The sequence below is a fragment of the Pseudomonas sp. NUPR-002 genome, assembly GCF_056322725.1.
On sequence record NZ_CM150476.1, the window covers coordinates 4,138,656 to 4,164,452 of the forward strand.

Annotated in this window: 23 protein-coding genes; 14 read left to right on the forward strand and 9 right to left on the reverse strand. The window is 60.0% G+C overall.

Features of this window, described 5'->3' with window-relative positions; all coding sequences use genetic code 11:
* Nucleotides 1–63: 63 nt before the first annotated feature.
* Nucleotides 64–2,358 carry a bifunctional acylase PvdQ gene (pvdQ, locus tag ACVWSC_RS18830; protein ID WP_442108599.1) on the reverse strand — a complete coding sequence of 765 codons (2,295 nt, stop codon included), beginning with the start codon at nucleotides 2,356–2,358 and terminating at the stop codon, nucleotides 64–66.
* A gap of 211 nt (nucleotides 2,359–2,569) precedes the next feature.
* On the opposite strand from pvdQ, the gene ACVWSC_RS18835 reads away from it, so the two are divergent.
* On the forward strand, nucleotides 2,570–2,956 hold the full coding sequence (locus ACVWSC_RS18835; protein ID WP_442108601.1) for a fe2+ zn2+ uptake regulation protein: 387 nt from the start codon (nucleotides 2,570–2,572) through the stop codon (nucleotides 2,954–2,956).
* 38 nt (nucleotides 2,957–2,994) lie between these two features.
* Here ACVWSC_RS18835 and ACVWSC_RS18840 read toward each other — a convergent pair whose 3' ends face one another.
* Nucleotides 2,995–3,183 (reverse strand): hypothetical protein, encoded by a 189-nt coding sequence (locus tag ACVWSC_RS18840; RefSeq protein WP_442108603.1) that lies wholly within the window; start codon nucleotides 3,181–3,183, stop codon nucleotides 2,995–2,997.
* 158 nt (nucleotides 3,184–3,341) lie between these two features.
* Between ACVWSC_RS18840 and ACVWSC_RS18845 the strand changes: the two genes are divergently transcribed.
* The 4 genes from ACVWSC_RS18845 to ACVWSC_RS18860 all read left to right on the forward strand — a co-directional run bounded on the left by ACVWSC_RS18845 (nucleotide 3,342) and on the right by ACVWSC_RS18860 (nucleotide 5,777).
* The gene (locus ACVWSC_RS18845; RefSeq protein ID WP_442108605.1) at nucleotides 3,342–3,803 is read left to right on the forward strand and encodes a hypothetical protein; all 462 of its coding nucleotides are present in this window, start codon (nucleotides 3,342–3,344) and stop codon (nucleotides 3,801–3,803) included.
* Nucleotides 3,804–4,021: 218 nt separating this feature from the next.
* On the forward strand, nucleotides 4,022–4,417 hold the full coding sequence (locus ACVWSC_RS18850; protein ID WP_442108607.1) for a Mor transcription activator family protein: 396 nt from the start codon (nucleotides 4,022–4,024) through the stop codon (nucleotides 4,415–4,417).
* Nucleotides 4,418–4,484: 67 nt separating this feature from the next.
* Nucleotides 4,485–5,123, forward strand: a complete 639-nt coding sequence (locus ACVWSC_RS18855; protein WP_442108609.1) for a DUF2589 domain-containing protein — start codon at nucleotides 4,485–4,487, stop codon at nucleotides 5,121–5,123.
* Between the two features lie 120 nt (nucleotides 5,124–5,243).
* A complete protein-coding gene (locus tag ACVWSC_RS18860) occupies nucleotides 5,244–5,777 on the forward strand; it encodes a DUF2589 domain-containing protein (RefSeq protein WP_442114329.1) in 534 nt (177 codons plus the stop codon).
* A gap of 6 nt (nucleotides 5,778–5,783) precedes the next feature.
* Here the strand turns inward: ACVWSC_RS18860 and ACVWSC_RS18865 are convergent, their stop codons facing one another.
* From ACVWSC_RS18865 to ACVWSC_RS18875, 3 genes are read right to left on the reverse strand one after another with little or no spacing between them, the layout of a single operon-like run.
* A complete protein-coding gene (locus tag ACVWSC_RS18865) occupies nucleotides 5,784–9,437 on the reverse strand; it encodes a translocation/assembly module TamB domain-containing protein (RefSeq protein WP_442114330.1) in 3,654 nt (1,217 codons plus the stop codon).
* 17 nt (nucleotides 9,438–9,454) lie between these two features.
* Nucleotides 9,455–11,197, reverse strand: a complete 1,743-nt coding sequence (locus ACVWSC_RS18870; protein ID WP_442108610.1) for an autotransporter assembly complex protein TamA — start codon at nucleotides 11,195–11,197, stop codon at nucleotides 9,455–9,457.
* Nucleotides 11,198–11,254: 57 nt separating this feature from the next.
* Nucleotides 11,255–11,914 carry a GNAT family N-acetyltransferase gene (locus ACVWSC_RS18875; RefSeq protein WP_442108612.1) on the reverse strand — a complete coding sequence of 220 codons (660 nt, stop codon included), beginning with the start codon at nucleotides 11,912–11,914 and terminating at the stop codon, nucleotides 11,255–11,257.
* A 162-nt stretch (nucleotides 11,915–12,076) separates the two neighbouring features.
* On the opposite strand from ACVWSC_RS18875, the gene xthA reads away from it, so the two are divergent.
* The 3 genes from xthA (at nucleotide 12,077) to ACVWSC_RS18890 (ending at nucleotide 15,535) form a co-directional block, all read left to right on the forward strand.
* A complete protein-coding gene (xthA, locus tag ACVWSC_RS18880; RefSeq protein ID WP_442108614.1) occupies nucleotides 12,077–12,889 on the forward strand; it encodes an exodeoxyribonuclease III in 813 nt (270 codons plus the stop codon).
* A 151-nt stretch (nucleotides 12,890–13,040) separates the two neighbouring features.
* Nucleotides 13,041–14,363 (forward strand): substrate-binding domain-containing protein, encoded by a 1,323-nt coding sequence (locus ACVWSC_RS18885; protein ID WP_442108616.1) that lies wholly within the window; start codon nucleotides 13,041–13,043, stop codon nucleotides 14,361–14,363.
* Nucleotides 14,364–14,527: 164 nt separating this feature from the next.
* A complete protein-coding gene (locus ACVWSC_RS18890; RefSeq protein ID WP_442108618.1) occupies nucleotides 14,528–15,535 on the forward strand; it encodes a TerC family protein in 1,008 nt (335 codons plus the stop codon).
* A gap of 96 nt (nucleotides 15,536–15,631) precedes the next feature.
* Here the strand turns inward: ACVWSC_RS18890 and ACVWSC_RS18895 are convergent, their stop codons facing one another.
* Complete coding sequence (locus ACVWSC_RS18895; protein WP_442108620.1) at nucleotides 15,632–16,861, reverse strand: acyl-CoA dehydrogenase; 1,230 nt, start codon at nucleotides 16,859–16,861, stop codon at nucleotides 15,632–15,634.
* 138 nt (nucleotides 16,862–16,999) lie between these two features.
* On the opposite strand from ACVWSC_RS18895, the gene ACVWSC_RS18900 reads away from it, so the two are divergent.
* The 3 genes from ACVWSC_RS18900 to ACVWSC_RS18910 all read left to right on the forward strand — a co-directional run bounded on the left by ACVWSC_RS18900 (nucleotide 17,000) and on the right by ACVWSC_RS18910 (nucleotide 19,311).
* A complete protein-coding gene (locus ACVWSC_RS18900; RefSeq protein ID WP_442108622.1) occupies nucleotides 17,000–17,923 on the forward strand; it encodes a LysR family transcriptional regulator in 924 nt (307 codons plus the stop codon).
* Nucleotides 17,924–17,991: 68 nt separating this feature from the next.
* Complete coding sequence (locus tag ACVWSC_RS18905; RefSeq protein WP_442108624.1) at nucleotides 17,992–18,393, forward strand: MerR family transcriptional regulator; 402 nt, start codon at nucleotides 17,992–17,994, stop codon at nucleotides 18,391–18,393.
* An 18-nt stretch (nucleotides 18,394–18,411) separates the two neighbouring features.
* Nucleotides 18,412–19,311, forward strand: coding sequence for a hydroxymethylglutaryl-CoA lyase (locus ACVWSC_RS18910; protein ID WP_442108626.1), 900 nt, complete (start codon nucleotides 18,412–18,414; stop codon nucleotides 19,309–19,311).
* 536 nt (nucleotides 19,312–19,847) lie between these two features.
* Here the strand turns inward: ACVWSC_RS18910 and ACVWSC_RS18915 are convergent.
* On the reverse strand, nucleotides 19,848–20,372 hold the full coding sequence (locus tag ACVWSC_RS18915) for an MgtC/SapB family protein (protein ID WP_442108628.1): 525 nt from the start codon (nucleotides 20,370–20,372) through the stop codon (nucleotides 19,848–19,850).
* A gap of 274 nt (nucleotides 20,373–20,646) precedes the next feature.
* On the opposite strand from ACVWSC_RS18915, the gene ccoG reads away from it, so the two are divergent.
* Nucleotides 20,647–22,059 carry a cytochrome c oxidase accessory protein CcoG gene (ccoG, locus tag ACVWSC_RS18920; RefSeq protein WP_442108630.1) on the forward strand — a complete coding sequence of 471 codons (1,413 nt, stop codon included), beginning with the start codon at nucleotides 20,647–20,649 and terminating at the stop codon, nucleotides 22,057–22,059.
* A 40-nt stretch (nucleotides 22,060–22,099) separates the two neighbouring features.
* The gene (gene mapR, locus ACVWSC_RS18925) at nucleotides 22,100–23,509 is read left to right on the forward strand and encodes a GntR family transcriptional regulator MpaR (protein ID WP_442114331.1); all 1,410 of its coding nucleotides are present in this window, start codon (nucleotides 22,100–22,102) and stop codon (nucleotides 23,507–23,509) included.
* Between the two features lie 6 nt (nucleotides 23,510–23,515).
* Here the strand turns inward: mapR and ACVWSC_RS18930 are convergent, their stop codons facing one another.
* Complete coding sequence (locus ACVWSC_RS18930; RefSeq protein WP_442108632.1) at nucleotides 23,516–24,262, reverse strand: SDR family oxidoreductase; 747 nt, start codon at nucleotides 24,260–24,262, stop codon at nucleotides 23,516–23,518.
* Between the two features lie 86 nt (nucleotides 24,263–24,348).
* Nucleotides 24,349–25,005 carry a hypothetical protein gene (locus tag ACVWSC_RS18935; protein ID WP_442108634.1) on the reverse strand — a complete coding sequence of 219 codons (657 nt, stop codon included), beginning with the start codon at nucleotides 25,003–25,005 and terminating at the stop codon, nucleotides 24,349–24,351.
* A 360-nt stretch (nucleotides 25,006–25,365) separates the two neighbouring features.
* Between ACVWSC_RS18935 and ACVWSC_RS18940 the strand changes: the two genes are divergently transcribed.
* A complete protein-coding gene (locus ACVWSC_RS18940; RefSeq protein ID WP_442108636.1) occupies nucleotides 25,366–25,794 on the forward strand; it encodes a DUF411 domain-containing protein in 429 nt (142 codons plus the stop codon).
* Nucleotides 25,795–25,797 lie beyond the last annotated feature (3 nt).

The window sequence follows — 25,797 nt, forward strand, 5'->3', positions numbered from 1 at the left end:
CGCATCGCGGGGCAAGCCCGCTCCCACGGTAGGAGCGGGCTTGCCCCGCGAAGCGATTTACAATCAGGGCACACTATTTTCCTGAATCCGCTGCACCCGATACTGCGGATCCGCCTTGATCTGCGCCTCAGTGAACGGAATGGTATGCCACTGCTTAGCCGAGAAAGCCTTGGTCTGGTCGCTGGCATGCGCCGAATCGGCATCGCTGGACTCCGAAAAAGCCAACAGCCCTTTGGCTTGCGGCCCCTTGGCATCAAAGGTCACCAACTGCAAGTAACTGGTACCACTGACCACCAGGCGCTTTCCGGGTGCCGTCGGTACACTCTGGATCGCGTTATACACCCCCAAGCTGGCCGGCCCGCCATGGATCGGCGTGCCATCGGCAGCGTGCTGGACTTGCCCCCACTGCGCATCGGCAGCCAGCCCGGCCTGCTGCACTGCCGCCAATGAAGCCTGGGCCGCGTCATGCAAGGCTGCGCCGACTTCAGCCCGCTCGAATGCCAAGCCACGCGGGGTGTGCTGCGGGTCGTTCGGGTCGAAGGCGACCCGCCAGATATCCGGGCGTTCAAGCAGGTGTTCAAGCAGGTTCTGGAAATGCACCAGGCCGATGCCACTGTCCAGATCAGCGCGCAAATTCCAGGCCTTCAAACTGCTGCACACGGCGGTCACGGGTGAGTCTGCGGGTTGTTCAGCACACCACTGCGACACGTCCGGCATCAACAACTGCGCCAGATAAACCTGGTTATCCATGACCATTCGCTGCAGATCGGCCCCGGTCAGCTTGTCATCGCCACTCAAGCGTTGCAGGGCAAAGCGGCTGCGCGGCCCCAAGGGCTGGTCTTCAAGGCTGATCAACGGCGAATAGCCACGCAGAGGATGCGCGGGGTTGACCATCCAGGCCGAGTCGTTGGAGTGCTGAATAAAATCGCGCCGGCTCAGGCTTGGTTGCAACTGGGCAGGGAAGATACCGGCTTGCGCCGCACGTGAGTCAACCTTCCAGTTGCAGGCGCTGCGCGAGCCGTCGAGGACAATCAGTTCTTGCCCGGCCGCCGGATCGCTGCACTGCTTGAGCAAATCGGCATCCACAAACGGCACCACCGACTGGTTCAAGTACAAGGTTTGCCCCTTGGCGTCCACAGCCAGGGTGTTGACCCAGGGAATGCCTTGCAAACGCTGCACCGAACCCTGCAATGCCTGCAGGCTGTCTGCCTGGTTCATGCTGTACCACTGTTGCAGTACGCGGGTGTTGTCGAGGTTGGCATCACGCAAGCTGAACGCGTAATGGGCGTTCCAGTCCAGGCGCCCGGGCCATTGCACCACTGGGCCGAAGACTGAACTGTAGACATCGCGATTGACCGCTGTGAGCTTGCCATCCTCGCCTTTGACCATCACGGTCAGACGCTGCTGTTTCATGGCGTGCGACTTGCCGTCGAGCAGGTAGCGGGTCGGGGCCTTGGGATCAAGCTCAAGCCGATACAGGGTGAAGTGCTTGGAGGTATCCACCGTATGGGTCCAGGCCAGATGCCGGTTGAAACCGATATTGATCAACGGCAAGCCCGGCAGCGCCGCGCCCATGACATTCAGTTTGCCGGGAACCGTCAGTTGCATCTGGTAAAAACGCATGCCGCCAGCCCAGGGGAAATGCGGGTTCGCCAGCAGCATGCCCTGGCCCGTGGCTGAGCGTTCACTGCCAACGGCCACGGCATTGCTGCCACGCTCTAGGGCGAAGTTATTCTGCCGCGCTTGCGCCTTGCTCATGTCCAGCGCCAACGGTGCCACGGCATTGGGTGGCGTAGCGCTGGCCAGGGCTTCGGCAAACTGCCCCACCCCGCCCTCAACCAGCAGGCGCCGGGTCAACTTGACCAGATCCAGGGTAGTGATCGGCCGCAACCACTCAGCCTGCAGACACTGCGCCCCCTGACCTTGCGCCAAGCGTTCAGCCAGCGCGCGGTTGTAGCCCTTGGCATAGCCTTCGAGCAACGCACGCACCTGCGCCGGTTGCGCCTGCCAGAAGCCGAACACGGCAGTCGGCGTATTCAACCAGCTGAAAAACAGATCACTGGCCAGGTTCTCTCGTTGCTCGAACGTGAGCTGATCAGGCCCGAAGTAACGCGAACGTTCAGCATTGACGGTAACCACCTCGTTGGCCAACAGGCACAGGTTGTCCTGGGCATAGGCGTAGCCGATGCCATATCCCAGACCCTGTTCATCCTGGGCCAGGATGTGCGGCACACCAAAGCTGGTACGGCGGATTTCAGCACTGGCATCACCTGGGACAACCCGGGCCTGGGCAGCAACGCTCAGGCCGAGCAGCAGCCCGGCCAGGCAGAAACGGGTCAATGGACGGGGTTTGTTCACGAATACTCCTGCACCGTTCAGGGAACTGTTGATCCTGATTGAACGAAGCACAGGCGAAAAATTTACGGTAAATGCGGGCCCGATACGTCTTTACCTGAGTGGTTCGATAATTTTTTCGCCAGGTACTGCAGTTTTTCGACGCTCATTCGTCTTATAGGGTGTAGGGAACAATAATTCGGTAACAGGACTGACCACGAAAGGGAGTGTTCACATGTACAACCAGCAACAGCTTGCGATTGCCAATCGCCCGGAACGCAAAGCCCGGCAGGCGCTGAGCGTAAAAGCCGCGAACAGCGACAACGAACGCCCGGGCAATGAGCATATTCGTGAACTGCTCAGGTCATATGGGCTGCGTACCAGCCTGATCCGCCTGAAAGTCATCGATGCCTTGCACATGGCCGACCGCAGCGGGCGTAGCATCGGTGTACGCGGCGTACATAGCCAGCTTGAGCAGCTGGATATTCCACTGTCGTTTCTCAGTGTGCGCGAAGTGCTCAAGCGCCTGTGTGTCGAGGGCGTGATCAGCATGGGCAACGACAAGTGCTACAGCCTCAACCCCGAGGCCCGTAGCATTCTGGAACAAACCTACCCACGCTAAGCGCATGGCCGGCCAGGCTGCCGGCCGCGCAGATCAGCTCACATCTTCACTTTGCGCCGCATGATGCCATTGATCACCACGACCGCAATGGCCACCGCAATAGCGATGTACTGGAACACTTGCTCACTGATCGTCCCCTGCTTTTGCAGGTAAGACAGACCGAGCATGATCCCCAGCACCAGCAGGGAGATCAGAATGGAATATTTCAGGCGTTGACCTTGAGTCATGGATATTTCCTTGCAACATCGGGGTGAGGGCCGAAACGGCCCGTGCGCATCATACAACGTGACCTTGCCGCAAGCGGACAATTTCCTCCTTTTGCTACGACCTCGTGCTTGAAAACATGGCGTTCCGGGCTTTGCCCTCTGACGAACGGAAGATCGCCATGTTTCTGCGCCAACTGGCAACCGCCATCACCTTGCTGGTGAGCCTTCAGGCCCACGCGCTCTCCACCGCGGAGCTTTCTCCCGAACAACACCAGGCCTTGGGCAAGCAACTGGTCGAACAGGCCGGTGCGAGCCAATGGCAACAACTCTGGCATCGCTCCCGCCAGGCCGGACACCTGCAGAAGCAATCAACCGCCCCCTACTTTAGCCTGCCATCTGACGCGCTCATCAAAGCGGCAGCCCTGACCGTTTCAAACCCCGATCAAACCCAAGCGCTCAAGCAGACCCAGGTGCTATATCGGCGGGATTTTTCGCCACAGATTGTAGGCAAGCAGGCGCAGCATGACCTCAACGCCATCTGTATCTGGGTTGACTGGCGCACGCTGCCGAAACACGCCGCGCATCGACCCGGCCCCTATCTTGGCCAGATCAGCTTGCTGCTGGCACGTCCCTGCCAGTGAGCATGGTTTGCCCATGCATGAACACTTCTCACAGCTACCTGAAGCGCAGACTCAAGGGCTTACGCACTTATGGCCATGGATTTCCTATTTAAGCGAACCACGCTGCCTACAAACCATATACCCGATGCCCACCACCCCCGCCGCGCTTGCTGCCTGTTACCAGGGGCCCGAATGTTCAACCATGAAGGTGTCTAGCCACTCCCTACAAGGAAGTCACCATGGAACTGTGCGACCTCAAACGAATCGACACCCAGCAACTGCCCCATTCACTGCAAATGCTGATCGAATGCCTCGGCATTGAAAACGCCTACAACTTGACCCTCGCCTTCGGTGGCCGCCCCAAATATATCCCCAAACACCGGGAACGCACCGCACTGGCCCAAGTACTGCCAGAGGCGGCGCTGGACGCGTTGATCAAACGTTTCGCCGGTATGGCCCTGGAGATCCCCAAGGTCGACCATTTCCTGCGCCAACTACGTAATCAACAGATTCAACAAGAAAGTGCAGAAGGCCAGTCTCGCAGCATGCTGGCCAACAAGTACGGTTTGAGCTTGCGTCAAATCGGCAACATTCGCCGCCAGGAATCCTGCACGCACAGGAGCCTGAACCCTTGAACCGATAATCCCCTCGCCCAAAGAATGATTCGCACACTGATGTGCGCTCTATACAGGGAGTTTTCTCATGGCAACAATCGATAACAGTTTGATCGGCTCGGTGATGAATGCCCTGCCCCTGGACCGGATGATTTCCGGGCCGTTGCAAGCGATGATCCAGGCTCAGATTTCGGCGAGCAAGTCGTACGCCGACTTCCTGATGGGTGTCTGCGTTCAGGATGGAAAGGCTGTCGCCATTCAGTTCGACTACGACGAAACCATCACCGATGGGCAAGGCGTCTACAAGGGTACTGTTGCCAAAAAGATACAGATCCCGCTGCTCGCAGCGATTACCCACCCCAACATTGTGATGGAAGAAGGTACCGTCGAGTTTGAGCTGACCATCAGTCAGCAAGCCGAACGCATCTCCGAGACGGCCGGAGAAGCAAGTCTTGCCGCTTCATTGGGCTGGGAGGCGCTCAAGCTCGAAGTCAAAGGGCAAGTCAGTCACAAATCCACCCAAACGCGTAAAACCGATACTCGCGCACGCTATGCCTTCAACACCAAAGTTCGCCGTCAGGACCCACCAGAAGCCTTGATGCGCGTGATCGACCTCCTCATCGAGGCTTCGAGCAAACCAGTGGTCATGGCCGATACCACCGCGCAGAACCTCGACGCACTGCCCGAGTCGCCCTTGGCCATGCCGGACACAGAAGCTCAATCCTGATTCCTGCTTTTTTTACTGCCTTATTGCTGGCAAACAGGGCCTTTCTTTCCAGGAGAGGCCTTGAGCTAGAACCACCAGGAGTGTGCACACTTGGATGATCGTTCCTCGAAAACCGCCCCCATCACCGCTAGCGATTTGTGCGACATTACCCGCGGCCTGCAAGAGGCCGCTGCCGCCACCAACAATTTGATCGCCCAGCAATACATTCAGCTCTTCGACCAGTTTTTCGACTATGACGCCCAGCAGCTGGGCGCGCCGATGAAAGCCAAAATGGTTGAGGTGTCAATGGGCGAGCAGCACACCCTGAGGGTGCCGCTGATTGCGCTGGTGTCGCCCAGAGGCTTGGCGCTGGAGCGCATGCAGGTCGACCTCTCAGTACGCATCAACAACACTGAGACCGCTGAGGATAACAACAGCCTCAAGCGCGAGCGTTTCTATGTCACCGTAGGTGGCCAGAACAAGCGAAACGGCGATGGCCGTGATCCCGATGAGGTGCAGATCCGCATGCAGTTCCAAGCCTGCGAGCCACCTGAAGCGCTCAATCGCCTGATCGAGGAATACACCAACCTGATCAACCCGCGACCATTGCCTGATCAGCCGTCCCCTGCGGGCGACAGCAACGAACCAGTCGAAGCTGCCGCCGTCCACCGCTGAGGCGCCTCAAAAATCGCGCTTATAGAAAATATCCAGGGAGCTTGCCAGACCGCTGGCAGCTTCCAGATAGACTTTCTTGCTCAGTTTGTAGCGCAAGGCAACCGTGTTGACCGGCTCAAACACCCCCACGCCATAACGCAAGCTCAAGCGTTCTGTCAGATTACCGCTGGCCACTACACTCGTGCTGTTGCCGCTGCCTTGCGTATCGAGCTGGAAATCGTCGATGCCCAGGCTCGAAGCCAGGCTCCCGGTGACCCCGGCGCTGGTGGCAAGCCCCAGTCCGAGGGCTGCTTCGGCGAGCATGTTGTTGTCTTCACCCGTAGCCCCCAAAGGACGCCCCAGCACCAGATAGGACAACGCCTGCTCCTGGCTCATGGCCGGCTCGGAAAACACCTGGGTGGTCGGTTGCTCGGCGCTGCCACTGAGACGGATACCGGCAATCACGTCGTCCGTCTGGCGGATCGCTTCGATATCCAGATACGGCTGGTCGATCGGCCCGGCGAACAGCAGTCGCGCGCGCCGAATGGTCAGGCGCTGCCCGTACGCACGATAACGACCATCGGCCAGGCTCAGTTCACCACGGGTATCGAGGTTGTCGCCGATGTGCACATGGCCGAGCAAGTTGGCGGTCAATCCAAAACCACTGAACGACAGCTTGTCCTGACCGACCTCAACATCGATGTCCATGGCCACCGCCATCGGCGCTTTGCCCTCTTCGGTCTGATGGCCGATGATCACGGTGTCATCCGACACCTTGACCGTCGATGGCGGTAGTTCGCGCACGGTAATCTTGCCCTTGGGCACCCGAACCTTGCCGGTCACCGCCAGCTTGTCGTTCTGCACGCTGATTTTCAGGTCCGGCGCCACTTCCAGGTTTGCATAGGGCTCGACGGTCACCGGCAGGCGTTGTCCCTGCAGGTGCAGATCGACCGCCAGCGCCGGGCCCCAGCCAATCTGCCCGCGCAGACTACCCTGACCGGCGTCTCCGCTTTTCCAGGCGCCATTGATCTGCACCTGCTCGCCGGCAATCAGTGCCTGCAGGTTGAGGTCTTGCAGGCTGATGGGTAACTCTGCGCCGGAAACCTCACCGCCGCTCAGCTGCAAGTTGCCGGAGACCTGTGGTGACAACAAGGTGCCAGACAACTGCCCACTACCGTTCAATTGACCAGCCAGGCGCTCGACCATCGGCGCAAACGGGCGAGCGATGGCGATATCCAGCCCGCTCAGGCGGAAATCTCCACTGAGCGGCTTGTTACGGGCCACCGGGTCAAGCCGGGTGACCACCGCCAGCTCACCCAGGCCTGTGCCACGGAAATTCAGACGGGTATCAATTCGCCGCGGTGCCAGGGTGCTTTCCAGGCGCAGGGTCTGATAGGGAAAGTCCAGCCACTGGTCCTTTTCCCGCAGGCGCAGGGTGCCGCCACTGGCATCGACGACAATGCTGCCCTTGGGCCCACTGGCCGGTAGATCCAGGTTGATATCAGCGTTGAGCAGGCCCTGCCAGGCGAAATCCTTGGGTAGCCACTGCGCCAGGCTTTGCAGCGGGAATTGCTTGAGGTGATAGCGCAGGCGCGGCTCGGGGGCCAGGCGCTGGTCTTCACCGCACAGGCTGGCTTGCCCGGAGCGCCAGCAATGGGCGCCGAAGTCCAATTGCCCCGAGGCCAGACGCTGGAGTTTTGCCGGTGCCTGCAACCGCCAGTCCTGGCCGCCGGCCTGGATCTGACCGCTGGCCAGCTGCCCACGCCAATTGCCCTTGTCCAGTTGCCCATCCAGGCCCAGGTCGAGCTTGAGTTGCGGCCCATCCAGGGCCAACTGCAACTGCTGCTGACGGATATCGCCACGGCCTTTGGCCGTGAGTTCGCCCAGTAGCGTGTCGCCCAGACGAATACCGCTGGCTTGCAGATCGATGACTGCGCGCTGGGCATTGTCGAGGCGGGCCTCCAGTGCCAGGCGCTGTACATGGTTGTCGGCCTGGGCCAATCGCTGCCCCTGCAAGGTCAGGGTGCCTTGCGGTGCCTGTAACGTACCGCTGACGTCCAGCTTGCCGTTGAGCTGACCCTGTAGATGCGGCCAGAGCTGGCCCAGACGTGGCAGGTTGAGGTCCAGCTGTCCGGCCAGGCGCTGTTGCACGCTGCCACTGCCGTTGATGTGGTTGTCACCCAGGCGAATGTCCAGGGTGCCGAGGGTCCAGGCTTGCCCAGCTCCCTGGGCGACCGCCTTGAGCACCGCGGGTTGGCCACGCAGGCGGCCCTTGAGATCAAGGTTGGCCTCAAGGCTGAGTTCGTCGTTCTTTATCTGCCCCTTGCTACGTAGCGGGCCGGCCAGCGTACCCGGCAACTCGGCAAGCCAATACGCCGGGTTCAGCGCCGACAGTTCAAGGGCCGCGTCCCAGGCCAGCGTATCGGCAAATTGCACACTGACACTGCCGGCCAGCTTGCCTTGCCCAGCGTTGACCGCCAGTTGCGGCAAGGCGATCTGCTGCAGGTCACCCTTGAATGGGCTGCTCAGGCTGAAGGCACCGGCCGGACCATCGAGGTCGCCGTTGAATTCACCCTGATAGTTGCCATCGCGGTAGTGCACCTGGCCGTTGAAACGCCGCAACGTTACCTGAGGCGCCTGCTCAAGCGGGTACAAATGCTGCCAGGGAAAGTCCAGCCAATCGACCGTCGCGTCCGCATTCAGGCCTTGCTGCCAATCGGCATTGGCGGTGAGCTTGAGGCGCTGCTCGGGGCTGGCGCTCAGGTCCAGGGCGCTCAGTTGCGCGCCCTTGGCGTCAACCTTGCCCTGCAGGTTCAATGCGACCGGACCTTTTTCGGCAGGCAGGCTTGCCGAGCCGAGCAACTGGTAACCGCTTTGCAGGTTGCCCTTGGCACTGAGTTCAAGGTTATTCAATTGCAGCGTGTCGGGCAGGTCGGCTGCCGGTTTGAACGCCTGGGCACTGATCTGTAGCGTGGCGGGCAACTGCTCGGCCAAGGCTTGCAGCTCAGCACTGAGCCGAGCATTCAGATACCCACTGCTGTTGGCCGCGAGTTTCAAGGTGTTCTGTAGCTCGCCGTTCAGCGTTAACGCCAGCTGCCAGTCCTGGCCATCGACCTTGGGCAACTGCAACTGCCCCTGCAATTGCAGTGGCCAACCCCCTTCAGGCTGCAACAGGCCTTGCAGGCTCAAGTGCAGGTCATCGCGCTGCAATTGCAGACTGTCGATCTGCAAACCCGCGACCGTCCAATGGGCCGCCAGTTGCAACTGACTCAGTTGCTCATTGCCATCCAGGCGCAGGTGACCGATGCGTACCTCACCCAGCTCGATCGCCAACGGCAATTTCAGCGCAGGGAGTTGTATCGGCCCACTGTCGGGCGTGGGTTCACCGGGGGCGAAGGCAAGGTTGACCTGGTCGGCCTGCAGGCGCTCGATGCACAAGGTCATGCGCACCAGGCAAGAAGGTGACCAGCCAAACTGCGGTGCAACCAGTTCGACCCGATCAGCGCCCTGCTCCCACAGCACACGCTCGGCCTGCCACTGGCCGCCCAGGCGCCCCTGGAACTGTTCAACCTGCAGGCCCGGGACCAACCCCAAGGCCCAACGGCTGCCTGCCTGAGTCCCCAGCAACCATGCCAGAACGCACAACACGATCAGCAGCAGAGCCAGCACACTGAGGAGGATATTTCTGAAAACGCGACTCACAGTTCCGGCCCCATGGAGAAGTGCAGACGAAAGCCGCCGTCGTCATCCAGCGCATGGGCCAGATCCAGACGCAGTGGCCCGACTGGAGAGACCCAGCGCACGCCAATGCCGACACCGGTCTTGAGGCTGGGGAACTCCAGGTTATTGAATGAATTACCCTGGTCGACAAAGGTTGCTACCCGCCACTTCTCGACCACCTCGTACTGGTACTCAACGCTACCAGCCACCAGATAGCGGCCACCGATGCGGTCGCCGTCGGAATTTTCCGGCGACAGACTCTGGTAGTCGTAGCCGCGTACGCTCTGATCACCACCGGCAAAGAAGCGCAGTGACGGTGGAATCGAACTCTGGTAGTCATTGGTGGCGCTGCCGCCAACCTGCACGCGCCCAAGAAAACGATGCTTCTGAGCCAAGGTGGTCAGGCCCTTGAGCACCACATTGGCGTGCAACAGGTTAGTGTCTGACACCAGCCCTTCTTTGGCCGCCTGCACATCGAACTGCAGACGGTAACCGTTGTGCGGGTCGATGCGGTTGTCACTACGCAGGTAGGAGTAACTGACCCCTGGCATCAACAGGTTGCTCAAACCCGAATCATCACCCAGGCGATACTCCTCTCGCTGGTACTTGAGCGACAGCACACGTTGCCAGCCGCTGGGCAGCTTGCTGTGCCATTCCGGCCCGACGGTGAGCAGCTTACTCAAGGTATCAGTGCCGGCAATTTCTTCGTTCTGGTAGCCACCGGCAAAACGAAACTTGTCGGTCAGCGGTGGATCAAGCGGAATGTCATACCACACGCCAACGTTCTGACGCGGTGCCGACAGTTCGGTTTCCCAGCCGTAGCTATGGCCTTGCGGGTTGACCCAATGCCGCGTCCAGTTGGCCTTGCCGCGCGGCCCGACGTCGGTCGAAAAGCCCAGGCCCAGGCCCATGGTGCGTGGCTTGCGGGTTTGCAGCTGCACCGCTACGGGGATGGTTTGTGCCACGGCTGCGGTCGGTGCGGCATCGACGCGTACGCCTTCAAAGTAGCCGCTCGACTGCAGCGCATTGTTGAGTTCGGCAATCAGTTCGGAGTCATAGGGCGTGTCGGCCTTGAACGGGACCATGCGTTGCAGCAGGGTTTCATCGAATGGTGTATCGCCTGCGAAACTGACCTTGCCCAGGTAATAGCGCGGGCCACTGTCGTACACCAATTCAATGTCGGCAACGCCGGCCTGGGGATCAACCGCCAGGCGCTGGCGGACAAAACGCCCACTGAAAAAACCGTAGCGCGCCGCCTGATTCTGAATCAGGCGTTTGGCGTCGTCGTAGTGACCATGGTTGAGTACTTCGCCTGAGCGCAGTGCTTTGCTGTTAGGTATACGAAACGCTTTGAGCTCGCTGGCCGGCCCCTCGATGCGAATCGTCACGTCGCGCAGGTGCACGGGTTCGCCGGGGTCGATGGTGAGGATCAACTGCGGTGCTTTATCAGCCTTGGCCGGCGGTTTGACCTCGGTTTCAATCTGCGCCTGGTAGTAACCCAGCGCCTGAGCGGCCTTGCGCGCCTGCTCGACAGCACCACGGCTGAAGCGCAGCAGCGCCTCTTCATCGCGTTTACCAAGGCTGCCGATATAGCCCTCGACATTGGCCTTGAGTTCGTTGTTGGCAGGTTTGATTCGTACCACCAGCTCGCTCTGCGCATACGCGGCAACACTGGCAACCCATAGAATCAAACCGCAGGTGAATCGTCCTGAATACGTCATAGGCGCGGATGCTACCAGAGCCGGGCGTCATCATGGAGTCCGAGGCTCTCCCGCCTGTTATACAGACATGGCCGATGCACGTTGCGATGACTGGGGGTTGGGGTGAAAGAACACGTGCTCGCGAACAGGCCCTACCGCAATTTCTCCAATTTCCTGGTAACCCTGTCGCTGATAAAACGCCAGGTAGTGTTCGTTTCCGGTATCTAGCACGACACCTTGGGAATGCTCGTCTTCGGCACACCAGTCATGCACCGCTTGCAGCAATTGTTCACCAAAGTGCTGGCCTTGAAACTCTGGGTGGATCCCCAGCAGCGGTAACACATGCACCGCGTCATCCGGCAGGCAGGCCATCAAGGCGGCTTGATAATCGAGGTAGCGCCGGGTGCAGCGAAAACCGGTGGTCAGCACCATGCGCATGCGCCAGGCCCAACTTTCAGTAATGCCCAGACGACGCTGCGGCGGCGCGATCAGGGCGATGCCAACCAGCCGCTCTTCGATCAGCAGCCCCAACGCCGGCAGCTCCTGAAGAAAATGTTGATTGGTCAGCTCGCGTACCGTGGCACGGATGCGCTGGTCGTAACCTGGGCGCTGGGCTTCGAACAAAAAAGCGAAGGTCGGTTCATGCCGATAGGCGTGATACAACAACGAACGCGCCTCGCGGCCATAGCCACCATCGAGCAGACGGACCTGAGCCGGGACAGCCGTCGATTCGGTCATACTGACACACCTCCACAAATGGGCATTCATTGCCTTTGAGCTGAACCGCGCGCCAGCGTTCACCTCGAGGTCCACGTTAGCAGCCTATGCCCAGGCGCGCCACGCTGGCCGCGGCCTGCGATGTCGGCTAGGATTCCAGGTTTTACCAGGACTGTGTTTGCCATGAAGATCGTCTCGTTCAACATCAATGGCCTGCGCGCCCGGCCCCATCAGTTGGCGGCGTTGATCGACAAGCACCAGCCGGACGTGATTGGCTTGCAGGAAACCAAAGTCAGCGACGATCAGTTTCCGTTGGCAGAGGTTCAGGCACTGGGCTACCACGTGCACTTTCATGGCCAGAAAGGCCACTACGGCGTTGCCTTGCTGTCACGCCAGGCGCCGTTGAGCCTGCACAAAGGCTTTGCCTCCGATGAAGAAGACGCCCAGCGCCGTTTTATCTGGGGCACCTTTGCCGATGCAAACGGTACACCGATCACCATCATGAATGGTTACTTCCCGCAAGGTGAAAGCCGCGACCACCCGACCAAATTCCCGGCCAAGCAGCGCTTTTACAGTGACCTTCAAGCGTTGCTGGAAACTCAGTTCAACAATGACCAGCCGCTGATCGTCATGGGCGATGTCAATATTTCCCCTGAAGACAGTGACATCGGCATCGGTGCCGACAATGCCAAGCGCTGGCTCAAAACCGGCAAATGCAGTTTCTTGCCGGAAGAGCGTGAGTGGATGGCGCGCCTCAAGAGCTGGGGCCTGGTTGATAGTTTCCGCCACCTGCACCCGGAGGTTGCCGACCGCTTCAGCTGGTTCGACTACCGCAGCCGTGGGTTTGAAGATGAGCCCAAGCGTGGCCTGCGTATCGACTTGATCATGGCCTCGCAGGCGCTACTGCCGCGCATTAAAGACGCCGGGGTCGATTACGACCTGCGCGCCATGGAAAAACCTTCCGATCACGCGCCGATCTGGTTGGAACTGGCCTGATCTGCGACAGCGTATCGCGGGGCAAGCCCGCTCCTACAGATGTAACCTGTAGGAGCGGGCTTGCCCCGCGATTGCGATCCGGCTGTCATCTTACGGTCATCCAACCGTCTTAATCTGCGGCACATCCTTTGCCCGATGAGTGCCTGCCGGCATGTTCCGCCACCTCAGCTTAGTGTTTCTGTGTCTGCTGCCGTTCTTTGTCTGGGCCGCTACTGACACGCCTGTACAACTGCGTATTCAAGGTTCTAACACCATCGGTGCGGCGCTGGCGCCAGCCTTGGTCAAGGGCATGCTGGAGGCGCAAGGTGCCAGCGCGGTATCGATCATCACCACCGACACGGCCAATGAAGTCCAGGTCCGTGCTGTCGATGCCCAGGGCCAGCCAGTGCGCGTCGACATCGCCGCCCACGGCTCAAGTACCGGCTTCGCCGCCCTGAAGAACGGTCAGGCCGACCTGGCCGCTGCCTCGCGGCCGATCAAGGCCAGCGAGCTGAGCGACCTTCACGCCTTGGGCGATATGAACAGCGCAACTGCCGAACAAGTCATCGGCCTGGACGGTGTGGCGGTCATCGTTCATCCGGACAACCCGCTGCCGCAATTGAGTACCCAGCAACTGGCGCAGATTTTTGCGGGCCACATCACCCGTTGGGAAGCACTGGGCCTGGGTAGCGGGCCTATCCACCTGTACGCCCGCGATGACCGTTCAGGCACCTTTGAAACCTTCAAGGCGCTGGTGCTTGATGCGTTCGGCCAGACCCTGGCCGCTTCGGCTCGACGCTTCGAGTCTGGCGAGCAACTGGCCCAGCAAGTGCTGACCGACCGCCAGGCCATTGGCTTCAGCAGTCTGGCCTCGGTGCATGGTGCGAAGGTGCTGGCCATCGCCGACGGTGCTTCACGGCCCATGTTGCCGAGCCCGACATTGGTAGCCAGCGAAGACTATCCACTGGCACGGCGCCTGTACTTCTATCTGTCACCTACCCAGGCCACACCGTGGGCGCGGACGCTGGTGGAGTTCGCGCAAAGCCCCAAGGGCCAAGCCATAGTGACCGGCAGTGGCTTTGTCGGGCAGCAGGTTCACGCCGTCAAAGTACCCGCCACTGACGACATGCCGTTGCCCTACCGGGCGCTGGTGCGCGATGCCCAGCGCTTGTCGGTGAATTTCCGTTTCCAGGAAGGTCAGGCCAGCCTCGACAGCAAGGCACTGCGCGACGTGCAACGGGTGGTCGACTTCCTGCGCCAGCACAACAAGCTGGAGCGAGGTGCAGTACTGGTCGGATTTGGTGATGCCAAACAGGACACCGAGCGCGCTGCCCTGCTCTCACGCCTGCGCGCCATGGCGGTGCGTCGGGAACTGGCCAGGCAAGGGGTGACGCTGCGCGAGGTCATTGGTTTGGGTGACGAGTTGCCGGTGGCGGCCAACACGGCCGAAGAAGGCCGGATTCGTAATCGCCGCGTTGAGGTCTGGGTGTACTGAGGACTGCTGCAGCCTTGCGCAATCATTTGTAACAGGCCCGACTGGGCGTGCGCGCCTCCCGCGACTAGGCTTGAAGAAGTGACGCCGGGCCCCTCTGACGGCTGCCAAGCCGCCATGTCGGAGTCACTGTTGCTTATGCAACGTCGACAATCAAGGAGGGGCGCATGGCGACTCTACAGGCATTTCTCAACAACGACATTCTCGGTACCAGCGCGTGGTTCTGGCTGGCCTTCATTGCTATTGTCCTGACCTTGCTGGTGCTGGACCTGGGCGTGTTGCACCGCAAGGCCCACGAAATCGAAATGCGCGAAAGCCTGCTGCTGTACAGCGGCTATTTCAGCGTTGGCATGCTGTTCGGCGGCTGGGTCTGGCTGGAGCTGGGCGCACAAAAAGCCCTGGAGTTCTACACCGGTTTTCTGGTCGAGCAGTCATTGTCGATGGACAACGTCTTCGTCATGGCGATGATCTTCAGTTACTTCTCCATCCCCCGCCTCTATCAGCATCGTGTGCTGTTCTGGGGCATCCTCGGGGTGGTGGTACTGCGAGCGATCATGATTGGCGTGGGCAGCGCGCTGGTCCAGGAGTTTGCCTGGATCCTCTATGTGTTTGGTGCGTTCCTGCTGATCACCGGGGTGAAGATGCTGTTTTCCCGTGAGGAAACGCACCCGGACCTGGGTAACAACCCGGTACTCAAATTTGTACGCCGCCATGTGCGCGTGACCGATGACCTGCATGGCCCGCATTTCTTCGTGCGCCTAAAGATGGCCGGGCAACATAAAGCCGTGCTGTATGCCACACCGCTGTTCCTGGCGCTGGTACTGATCGAGCTGGCCGACCTGGTGTTCGCTGTAGACAGCGTGCCAGCCATTTTCGCCATCACCCAGGACCCGTTCATCGTCTACACCTCGAACATTTTCGCGATCCTTGGTTTACGCGCCCTGTACTTCGCCCTGGCTGCGCTGATGCACCGCTTTGTCTATCTCAAATACGCCCTGGCCCTGGTGCTGATTTTTATCGGTGGCAAGATTTTCTACCACGGCCTGATTGGTGCGGTTCCGGCCTTGCTGTCGCTGAGCGTGACGGTCAGCCTGCTCACGGGCGGTGTGTTGCTGTCACTGTTCAAGACCCGCGAGCAACCGCCCCACCCGGCCAACTCCAGTCAGCCTAAATGAACCACGGGTGGGACTACTGTGGGAGCGGGCTTGCCCCGCGAAGCGATCTTACAGATGAATCGCTATCGCGGGGCAAGCCCGCTCCTACCAGAAGAGTCAGTGCCCGCTGCGCAGCATTTCTTTCGGCACGTACTTGCCGATCTCATATTTGCCGATCGCCGCCCGGTGTACTTCATCCGGGCCATCGGCCAGGCGCAAGGTGCGTTGCATGGCATACATGTAGGCCAACGGGAAATCACCACTGACGCCAGCGCCGCCATGGATCTGAATGGCCCGGTCGATCACCTTCAAGGCCACATTCGGCGCCACCACCTTGATCTGGGCGATTTCGCTACGCGCCACTTTGTTGCCGACGGTGTCCATCATGTAGGCGGCCTTGAGCGTCAGCAGCCGGGCCATGTCGATTTCCATGCGCGAATCGGCAATCTTGTCGACGTTGCCACCCAGGCGCGCCAATGGCCGACCAAAGGCGGTGCGCTCTACCGAGCGTTTGCACATCAGTTCCAGTGCCCGCTCAGCCATGCCGATCGAACGCATGCAGTGGTGGATACGCCCCGGGCCCAAGCGCCCCTGCGCGATCTCGAAGCCACGGCCCTCACCCAGCAACACATTCTCGTAAGGCACCCGCACGTTTTCGAACACAACTTCGGCGTGGCCATGCGGCGCATCGTCGTAACCGAATACCGGCAGCGGCCGAACGATTTTCACCCCGGGAGTATCAGTGGGCACCAGGATCATAGAGTGCTGCTGGTGACGCGGACCGTCCGGGTTGCTCAAGCCCATGAAGATCATGATCTTGCAACGTGGGTCGCAAGCGCCGGAGGTCCACCACTTGCGGCCGTTGATTACCCACTGGTCACCCTCACGCACAGCACGGGCGGCCATATTGGTGGCATCGGAAGAGGCCACGTCCGGCTCGGTCATGGCAAAGGCGGAGCGAATCTCACCCCGCAGCAACGGCTCCAGCCACTGGCGCTTGTGCGCTTCACTGCCATAACGCACCAGCACTTCCATATTGCCGGTGTCGGGCGCCGAGCAGTTGAATGGCTCAGGGCCGAGCAGCGAACGGCCCATGATTTCCGCCAGCGGCGCATATTCCAGGTTGCTCAGGCCTGCCCCCAGCTCTGACTCGGGCAAAAACAGGTTCCACAAGCCTTCGGCTTTGGCCTTGCACTTGAGCTCTTCCATGATTGCCGTCGGCTGCCAGCGGTCACCTTCGGCAACCTGGCGCTCGAACACCGCTTCAGCGGGATAGACATAGGCATCCATGAACGCCGTGACACGTTCGCGCAACGCCTGGACCTTGGGTGAATAGGCGAAATCCATGGGCAGTACCTTCAAAGGAAAGGGGATCTGATGAGGAGCCTAGATCAGCCAGCAAAATCCACCTAGTCTATTCTCGGCGTGTATAAACATTCATAACCAATATATGATTCACCGATAACACCAACAAGAGCAGCGCCCATGAACCTGAGCAAGGTCGATCTGAATCTGTTCATCGTCTTCGATGCCATCTACACCGAAGCCAACCTGACCCGCGCCGGGCAGATCGTCGGCATTACCCAGCCCGCAGTGTCCAATGCCCTGGCGCGCCTGCGCGAGACCTTCAACGACCCATTGTTCGTGCGTACCGCTCAAGGCATGGTGCCCACCCCCATGGCACAGAACATCATCGGCCCGGTGCGCAACGCCCTGTCGTTGTTGCGCGTGTCAGTTCAGGAAAGCCGTATCTTCAACCCGCTGCAAGCCAACAAAACCTTTCGCATCAGCATGACCGACCTCACCGAAGCGGTGATTCTGCCACCGTTGTTTCAGCGTCTGCGGCGCCTGGCTCCGGCGGTGGTGATCGAGAGTTTTCTGTGCAAGCGTCGTGAAACCACCAAAGAACTGGCGGCCGGGCGTCTGGACTTTGCCGTGGATGCGCCGCTCAATACCGACCCGCAAGTGCGCCACGTCAAGCTGATGCACGATCAATACGTCTGCGCGATGCGCCAGGGCCACCCGCTGGCCAAAGACAAGCTCAGCCTGGACGATTACCTGGGGCTGACCCACATTCACATTTCCAGCCGCCGCAATGGCCTGGGTTATGTCGACCTGGCGCTGGGCAAGATGGGGGTGCAACGCAAAATCGCCCTGCGCTCGCAGCATTACCTGATGGCATCCCAGGTGTTGCAGCAAACCGACATGGTCATGACCGTGCCGGAACGCTTCGCCCGCCGCCATCAACTCAACTACCTGAGCCTGCCGGTCAACGATGTGCCGCCGCTGGAAACCCATCTGTACTGGCATGAAAGTACCGACCAGGACCCGGCCAACCGCTGGATGCGCGAGCAGATCATTGAGCTGTGCCAAGCCGTGGTCGCCCAGGATGAGCGGGCACGGGCATAAATCGCGGCACTTGACGTATACGTCAACCTGCCTTTAGGTTAGCTCATGCCCATTTCCCGAGCCTGACCATGAGCAGCCAGACCTACAGCATTTCCGACCTGTCGCGCGAGCTGGATATCACCACTCGCGCCATCCGATTCTACGAAGAACAGGGCTTGCTGAGCCCTGAACGCCGCGGCCTTGAGCGCATCTATTCAGCGCGCGACAAGGTCAGCCTGAAGCTGATTCTGCGGGGCAAGCGTATCGGCTTCTCGCTGGCCGAGTGCCGCGAGCTGATCGAACTCTACGACCCGACCAGCGGCAACCAGAAACAGCTGCACAGCATGCTGGCAAAAATCACCGAGCGACGTGCCCAACTCGAACAACAGTTGCTGGATATCCAGCAGATGCAACTGGAGCTGGACACCGCCCAGGAGCGCTGCGAACAAGCGCTGGCCACCACCTTGAACAATCAGAAAAACAATCATTGAGCCTTGAGGAACCGCGCCATGTCATTGCCTGAAACAGTCCGTCTGGTCGAAGTCGGCCCGCGTGACGGCCTGCAGAACGAAGCCCAGCCCATCAGCGTGGCAGACAAGGTCCAGTTGGTGGATGACCTCAGCGCAGCAGGCCTGTCTTATATAGAGGTGGGCAGCTTCGTTTCGCCCAAGTGGGTGCCACAAATGGCTGGTTCTGCCGAGGTGTTTGCCAACATCACGAAAAAGCCGGGAGTGACCTATGCCGCCCTGGCGCCGAACCTGCGCGGTTTTGAAGATGCCCTGGCCGCAGGCGTAAAGGAAGTGGCGGTGTTCGCCGCAGCCTCTGAGGCCTTCTCCCAGCGCAATATCAACTGCTCGATCAGCGAGAGCCTGGAGCGTTTCGTGCCGATCATGGAGGCCGCCCGTGCCAATGGCGTGCGGGTGCGTGGTTACGTCTCCTGTGTGCTCGGTTGCCCGTATGAAGGTGTGGTCAGCGCAGAGGAAGTCGCGCCGGTAGCCCGTGAGCTGTACGACATGGGCTGCTACGAAGTCTCGCTGGGCGACACCATCGGTACCGGCACCCCCGGTGCTACCCGCAGAATGTTCGAGGTGGTATCAGCCCATGTGCCGCGCGCTCAGTTGGCCGGGCACTTCCACGACACCTATGGCCAGGCCCTGGCCAACGTCTATGCCAGTCTGCTCGAAGGGATCAATGTCTTCGACAGCTCGGTCGCAGGCCTTGGCGGCTGCCCCTATGCCAAAGGCGCCAGCGGTAATGTCGCCAGCGAAGACGTGCTGTACATGCTGCAAGGCCTGGGTATCAACACCGGTATCGATCTTGAGCTGTTGATTCACGCGGGCCAACGCATCAGCAGTGTATTGGGCCGGGCCAACGGTTCGCGTGTGTCGCGCGCCCGTAACGCGGCCTGATCGGCGTGGCGGTAACAGCAGGCCGGGCGCCTGAGTGTTACCGCCCCCACGTTTTGCAGAAAAAAACCGGGTAACACGGAAACAAATCGACAGATTCTCCCGCCCTCTCTTCCTGCCAAAAAACCTAAACCATTGATTTTATTGGGCTTTAAAAAGTTGGCACGGCATCTGCTATATCTTTGGTACAAGAACAATAAAAAGTGCGACACACCAATAAAAACAATACGTACCGACTCTGACATAACAAGAACAACACGGCAGAGACGCAGCTAACAGATTTTTTTGGAGAAGATGTGCTTTTCCGGGGTTCGCCCCCGCAACCTGACACAAAACAATAAAACTACCCCAAGGTAGCGAAGTCACGGTTGGATCAGCAATGATGAAAGTAGATCAGCGCTCAAAAAAATACGTTTGCTCTTGATCCCGGATGGGGATCGCCAGTGACAAGAGGCAACGGTCGCCAAAAACAACAATAGGCCGCCCTCCAATAACAAAAAAGAGCACGCAACAATCTTTGAGGGGAGCTTCGGCTCCCCTCAGTGCTTCCTGCCCTCCTCGTTTTTGTCCTCATCGTCCTTTTCGAACCTGTCCACCACCCACGGCATTACCCCCAGCACCAACAGTGCCAGCAGGGTGCTGATGACTGCCGTCGCCTCGCGCCCCATCCCCGCAGCAACACCAATGGCCGCCGTCATCCACATCCCCGCCGCCGTCGTCAGGCCTTTGACATGGTCGAGTTGCTGATGGTGACCTTTGAGAATGGTACCGGCGCCGAGAAAGCCGATCCCTGCCACCACGCCCTGCACCACCCGGCTCAACGCTGCATCGTCAACACCGGCCATGCGCGGTACCAGCACAAACAGTGCAGCGCCCATGGCCACCAGCATGTGCGTGCGCACCCCGGCGGCCTTGCCCTTGAGTTCACGCTCAAAGCCCAGAATGCCACCGAGCAGCGCAGCCATCAGCATGCGCACCGTCACCTGGGTCAGTTGCTTGGCATCATTGATGTCGGCGAACTCAGCCACCAGGGTCAACCAGGCTTGATGCCACCACGCGTCCATCGCCGTGCTCCACGAAAGGCCTATTACTCGATGGACCTTGGCGCCCGGCACAAGTGCAGCAGCAGCCGATCACAGGTCGATACGCTGACTGTAGCGGGTGCGGTGGAAGGTCGCAGGCCGGGCAAAATAGTCGGGCAAGGCTCGGTAATCTGCGGCCTGCAGTGGTCTGACCAACCATCTGATATGGTTTTTATCGAAATACCTGAACCTGTTATGCAAACAGATTGGGGGCCATAGTGCTCTGGCCTGATCGAGGCCTGATGAGCGACGAACCATGAGCGAAAGAATTCCCGTCCAGATCGTTGAAGTTGCCGAGCCTTCCACCAAGAAGAAGAAGGCCGCCAGCAGCGACAAACACATCTACACCCGCAGCTTTACCGGCTTGTTTCGAAACCTGCGCCTGGGTGGTGCAGGCTTTTTGTTTTTGCTGTTTTTCGGCACCGTCTGGTTGAACTGGGACGGCCGCCAGGCCGTGCTCTGGGACCTGGCCGACAGTAAATTTCACATCTTTGGCGCAACGTTCTGGCCACAGGACTTCATTCTGCTGTCAGCCCTGCTGATCATCTGCGCCTTCGGCCTGTTCGCCATCACCGTATTTGCCGGGCGGGTGTGGTGCGGTTACACCTGCCCGCAAAGTTCCTGGACTTGGATCTTCATGTGGTGCGAGAAAGTCACCGAGGGTGATCGCAACCAGCGGATCAAACTGGCTGCAGCGCCCTGGAGCCTGAACAAGCTGGCCCGGCGCTCTGCCAAGCACACCCTGTGGCTGGCCATCAGCCTGCTCACAGGCCTGACCTTTGTCGGCTATTTCACCCCGATCCGGCCGCTGGCCGAAGAGCTCTTCACCTTGCAGGTGGGTGGCCTGAGCCTGTTCTGGATTCTGTTCTTCACCGGCGCCACCTACATGAACGCCGGTTGGCTGCGCGAAGCGGTGTGCATGCACATGTGCCCTTACGCCCGCTTCCAGAGCGTGATGTTCGACAAGGACACCCTGGCCATCAGCTACGACCCGGCCCGTGGCGAGTCCCGCGGCCCGCGCAAGAAAGACAGCGACTACAAGGCCAACGGCCTGGGCGACTGCATCGACTGCCAGATGTGCGTGCAGGTGTGCCCGACCGGTATCGACATTCGCGACGGCCTGCAGATGGAATGCATTGGTTGCGCTGCCTGTATCGATGCCTGCGATTCGATCATGGACAAAATGGGCTATGCCCGTGGCCTGATCGGCTACAAGTCCGAGCACAACCTGCAAGGCGGCAAGACCAACTGGCTGCGCCCACGTCTGCTCGGTTACGTCACCGTACTGGTGGTGATGATCGGCGCTCTGGTGATTGCCTTGCAGCAACGGCCGATGGTGTCGATGGATGTGATCAAAGACCGCGGCCTGTTCCGCGAAAACAACCTGGGTCAGATCGAAAACATCTACACCCTCAAGGTCATCAACAAGACCCAACAAGCGCAGCACTATCGCTTGCGCCTGGTAGACGCCGAAGGCTTCGAACTGCACGGCAAGACCGAGTTCACCCTGGCCGCCTCTGAGATGAGCGAGATTCCGGTTTCGGTAGCGATGCTGGCCGAACGGCCACAAAGCAGCTCCCAGGAAATCAGCTTCGAGATCGTCGACAGCGACCAGCCGGGTATTTCCAGCGTTGCGCACAGCCGTTTTGTCGCACCTTTGAACCGCTGATCACATACACTTTGCAGCAGTCGAAACGTCCCGAGCCATGATGAAACGCTACGAAAAATTTGCCGACGACATTGCCGAACTGATTCGCTCCGGGGTGCTGAGCCCCGGCCAGCGCGTACCGTCGGTGCGCTACGCCAGCCAGACCCACGGGGTCAGCCCCTCCACGGTGTTCCAGGCCTATTACCTGCTGGAACGCCGCGGGCTGATCCGCGCACGGCCGCGCTCGGGTTACTTCGTCAACGCCCATGCGCCACGGCAGTTCAGCGAACCGCAGATTGTCGAGCAAGCGAGTGAGTCTACCGAAGTCGATGTCAGCGAACTGGTGTTCTCGATTCTTGATTCGATCAAGGACCCGCAGACCGTAGCGTTCGGCTCGGCCTTCCCCAGCCCCCACCTGTTCCCCTTGCCGCGACTGGCGCGCTCGATGGCCAGCGCCAGCCGTGAAATGGACCCACGCATGGTGGTCACCGACCTGTCGCCGGGCAACCCGCACCTGCGTCGGCAAATTGCCCTGCGCTACATGGTCGGCGGGTTGATGCTGCCGATGGAGGAGCTGCTGATCACCAATGGCGCGCTGGAGGCATTGAACCTGTGCCTGCAGGCGGTGACCGAACCGGGTGACCTGGTAGCAATCGAGGCACCGGCGTTCTACGCCTGCCTGCAGGTGCTCGAACGCCTCAAGCTCAAGGCCGTGGAAATTCCCGTTCACCCACGCGAAGGCATCGATCTTGGCGTGCTGGCCCAAACCCTGGCCAAGCACCCGGTCAAAGCCGTGTGGTGCATGACCAACTTCCAGAACCCAGTGGGCGCGAGCATGCCGGAGGAGAAAAAGCAGCAACTGGTTGAACTGCTGCGTAAACACCAGGTGCCGCTGATTGAAGACGACGTGTACGCCGAGCTGTATTACGCCCAGCAAGCACCAAAGCCGGCCAAAGCCTTCGATACCGATGGCCTGGTAATGCACTGCGGCTCGTTTTCCAAAAGCCTGGCACCGGGCTACCGGGTGGGCTGGGTAGCCGCCGGGCGCTATGCGCAGAAAATCGAACGGCTGAAGTTGATGACTTCGTTGTGCGCCTCGATGCCGGCCCAGGCGGCCATCGCCGATTACCTGCAACATGGCGGCTACGATCGCCACCTGCGCAAGCTGCGCTATGCCCTGGAAGAGCAGCAGAGCGCCATGCTCGCTGCCATTGCCCGACACTTCCCGGCGCAGACCCGGGTCAGCCACCCGTCAGGAGGCTACTTCCTGTGGCTGGAACTGCCGGAGCAAATGGACTCGCTCAAGCTGTTCCAGATGGCGCTGGCGCAGGGTATCAGCATTGCCCCCGGGCCGATCTTTTCGCCGACCCAGCGCTTTCGCAATTGCATTCGCCTGAACTACGGCAGCCCCTGGACCGAGCAATCGGAAAAGGCCATGGAAACCCTGGGCAGGATCGTCCGCTCGTTCTGAGCAGAGTTAGCGCCCGCCGCCCAGGTCGATAAAGCTACCCGTGGAATAGGACGCCTTGTCGGACAGCAGCCAGAGAATCGCTTCGGCCACCTCTTCGGCCTGTCCGCCACGGCCCATGGGGATGCTCGACTCCAGCTTGCTGACACGCTCGGGGTCGCCGCTCAAGGCATGAAAGTCGGTAAAGATATAACCCGGGCGCACGGCATTGACGCGGATGCCATCATCGGCGACTTCCTTGGCCAGGCCCACGGTGAAGGTGTCCAGCGCACCTTTGGATGCGGCATAGTCGACATATTCATTCGGGGCGCCCAAACGTGCGGCCACCGAGGACACGTTGACGATGCTGCCGCCCTGCCCGCCCTGGCGCTTGGACATGCGCTGCACGGCATGCTTGCTGCACAGCATCGGCCCGACCACGTTGGTTTTCATCAGCTTGAGCAGGCGAAATTCCGACATATGCTGCAGTTGGTTCTTCTGGCCAATGGTCCCGGCGTTGTTGACCAGTGCCGTCACTGGCCCGAGCTCGGCATCGACCCGCTGGAACAGGTGAACGATCTCATCTTCGACACTGACATCGGCCTTGACCGCAATGGCCTCGGCACCCAGCTCACGAACCTCGGCCAGCACCCGCTGGGCGGCCTCGTCGTCGCTCAAATAGTTAACGCAGATACGATACCCTTCACGGGCTGCCAGACGTGCGGTCGCGGCACCAATACCACGACTGGCGCCCGTGATCACAATGACTTTGTCCATGGATACTCCTTGCCCCAATAGCGTTTGCAGCTCAAGGCTAACGCACAGAAAGCAAGGCGTGAAGGTGCTTGAAGCCGCAGATGACATCAGTGCGTTTTAGTTGTGATGCTCGCCGTGCGTATCCGTACCCTGGCTGCCTCTATCAAGTAAGCCTCGACCGTTGCCCGGTGTTGGGCATAAGCCTTGCGATCCAAACGGTACAGCCCACCGACGATGTGCACCACCATGTCACGTTGGGTTTCTGTCCAGAAGTCAAAATCGCGCACCTCTACCGACAAACCGATGTTGACGGCGAACACCAACAGCACCACATCGCCCGCCTGGTTTTTATCGCAGGGTACGGCGATAAATTCGGAATATGCCCCGCCGTTTACACCCTTGCTGAAGAAGCGGCCGGCAAACCCGGTTTCCTTGATCTGGCCGACTGCGTATGCCACCTGCTCCGCCAGATCATCCGCACCTGCTTCACCTGCGACCTTGGCGACAATGCCTTTTAACTCTTTAGCCGATCTGACCACCCGGGCAGGCTCGGTGATCAGGCTCTGCAACTGGCAGCCGTGCTTCTCCAGACGGTTGCGGTAGCGATCCATCCAACTTTTCCAGTGCACTTTGGCGTCAAAGGCCTTGCTGGCAAACAGGCGCGCCTGCAAGAACAGGCTCAATGCATCTTGGCGTTCTTCGGCCGTCACCGATGGCGCGAAGGTGATCAAGGTGTTGTCTGTCTGGTAGGTTTTCAGTGGCACACTAAGGTTCATCGGCTTTGCTCCATCGCTTACCGTGGGTGTGCCAATACACTGCGTTTTACCCCAGCGACAGCGCAGTGGGAGCGGCTTCCGGGCCAGCTGACAAATTTGTAATCCACCCCTCAGTTTGCTGACAGACACCATCGGCTACTGTAGCGCCACTCTTGTTCATGGGCGGCAACAGGCCGCGCTGCGCCTGCAGAGCAGTTACGCTATCCTGCTGAGCAACCGCTGTGTTCTCGTGTCGTCCCTGGAAGCCCACGTCCATGGCCACCGAGCAGTTCCGTGATTGATGGCGATATCGGCCAGACCCGCGAGGTCGTCGGTGTCCGCCTGCGTTTCTAGTCTTGGAGATCCACCATGTTACGCAAAAAAATTGTCGCTTTCGGCCTGCTGGCCCTGAGCACCCTGGCCCAGGCCGGGCAAACCATCGATGTCTATCGCGACCCTAACTGTGGCTGCTGCAAGGAGTGGATCAGCCACCTGCAAGCCAACGGCTTCACTGTCAACGACCATGTTGAGCCAAACATGAGTGAGGTCAAACAGCGCCTGGGCGTGGCCCCGCGCCTGGCGTCGTGCCACACCGGCGTGATCGACGGCAAATTCGTCGAGGGCCACGTGCCGGCCGAACAGGTCAAACTGCTGGCCAAACGTTCCGATCTGCGCGGCATCGCCGTACCGGGCATGCCCATCGGCTCGCCCGGCATGGAAATGGGTGACCGCAAGGACGCCTACCAGGTGATCGGCCTGACCAAAGACGGTCGTGACGAAGTGGTCGCCAACTACTGATCT

Coding starts and splice junctions, on each gene's coding strand:
- ACVWSC_RS18835 (WP_442108601.1), top strand. CDS start 2,570: ATGTACAACCAGCAACAGCTTGCGATTGCCAATCGCCCGGAACGCAAA.
- ACVWSC_RS18840 (WP_442108603.1), bottom strand. CDS start 3,183: ATGACTCAAGGTCAACGCCTGAAATATTCCATTCTGATCTCCCTGCTG.
- ACVWSC_RS18845 (WP_442108605.1), top strand. CDS start 3,342: ATGTTTCTGCGCCAACTGGCAACCGCCATCACCTTGCTGGTGAGCCTT.
- ACVWSC_RS18850 (WP_442108607.1), top strand. CDS start 4,022: ATGGAACTGTGCGACCTCAAACGAATCGACACCCAGCAACTGCCCCAT.
- ACVWSC_RS18855 (WP_442108609.1), top strand. CDS start 4,485: ATGGCAACAATCGATAACAGTTTGATCGGCTCGGTGATGAATGCCCTG.
- ACVWSC_RS18870 (WP_442108610.1), bottom strand. CDS start 11,197: ATGACGTATTCAGGACGATTCACCTGCGGTTTGATTCTATGGGTTGCC.
- ACVWSC_RS18875 (WP_442108612.1), bottom strand. CDS start 11,914: ATGACCGAATCGACGGCTGTCCCGGCTCAGGTCCGTCTGCTCGATGGT.
- xthA (WP_442108614.1), top strand. CDS start 12,077: ATGAAGATCGTCTCGTTCAACATCAATGGCCTGCGCGCCCGGCCCCAT.
- ACVWSC_RS18885 (WP_442108616.1), top strand. CDS start 13,041: ATGTTCCGCCACCTCAGCTTAGTGTTTCTGTGTCTGCTGCCGTTCTTT.
- ACVWSC_RS18890 (WP_442108618.1), top strand. CDS start 14,528: ATGGCGACTCTACAGGCATTTCTCAACAACGACATTCTCGGTACCAGC.
- ACVWSC_RS18895 (WP_442108620.1), bottom strand. CDS start 16,861: ATGGATTTCGCCTATTCACCCAAGGTCCAGGCGTTGCGCGAACGTGTC.
- ACVWSC_RS18900 (WP_442108622.1), top strand. CDS start 17,000: ATGAACCTGAGCAAGGTCGATCTGAATCTGTTCATCGTCTTCGATGCC.
- ACVWSC_RS18905 (WP_442108624.1), top strand. CDS start 17,992: ATGAGCAGCCAGACCTACAGCATTTCCGACCTGTCGCGCGAGCTGGAT.
- ACVWSC_RS18910 (WP_442108626.1), top strand. CDS start 18,412: ATGTCATTGCCTGAAACAGTCCGTCTGGTCGAAGTCGGCCCGCGTGAC.
- ACVWSC_RS18915 (WP_442108628.1), bottom strand. CDS start 20,372: ATGGACGCGTGGTGGCATCAAGCCTGGTTGACCCTGGTGGCTGAGTTC.
- ccoG (WP_442108630.1), top strand. CDS start 20,647: ATGAGCGAAAGAATTCCCGTCCAGATCGTTGAAGTTGCCGAGCCTTCC.
- mapR (WP_442114331.1), top strand. CDS start 22,100: ATGAAACGCTACGAAAAATTTGCCGACGACATTGCCGAACTGATTCGC.
- ACVWSC_RS18930 (WP_442108632.1), bottom strand. CDS start 24,262: ATGGACAAAGTCATTGTGATCACGGGCGCCAGTCGTGGTATTGGTGCC.
- ACVWSC_RS18940 (WP_442108636.1), top strand. CDS start 25,366: ATGTTACGCAAAAAAATTGTCGCTTTCGGCCTGCTGGCCCTGAGCACC.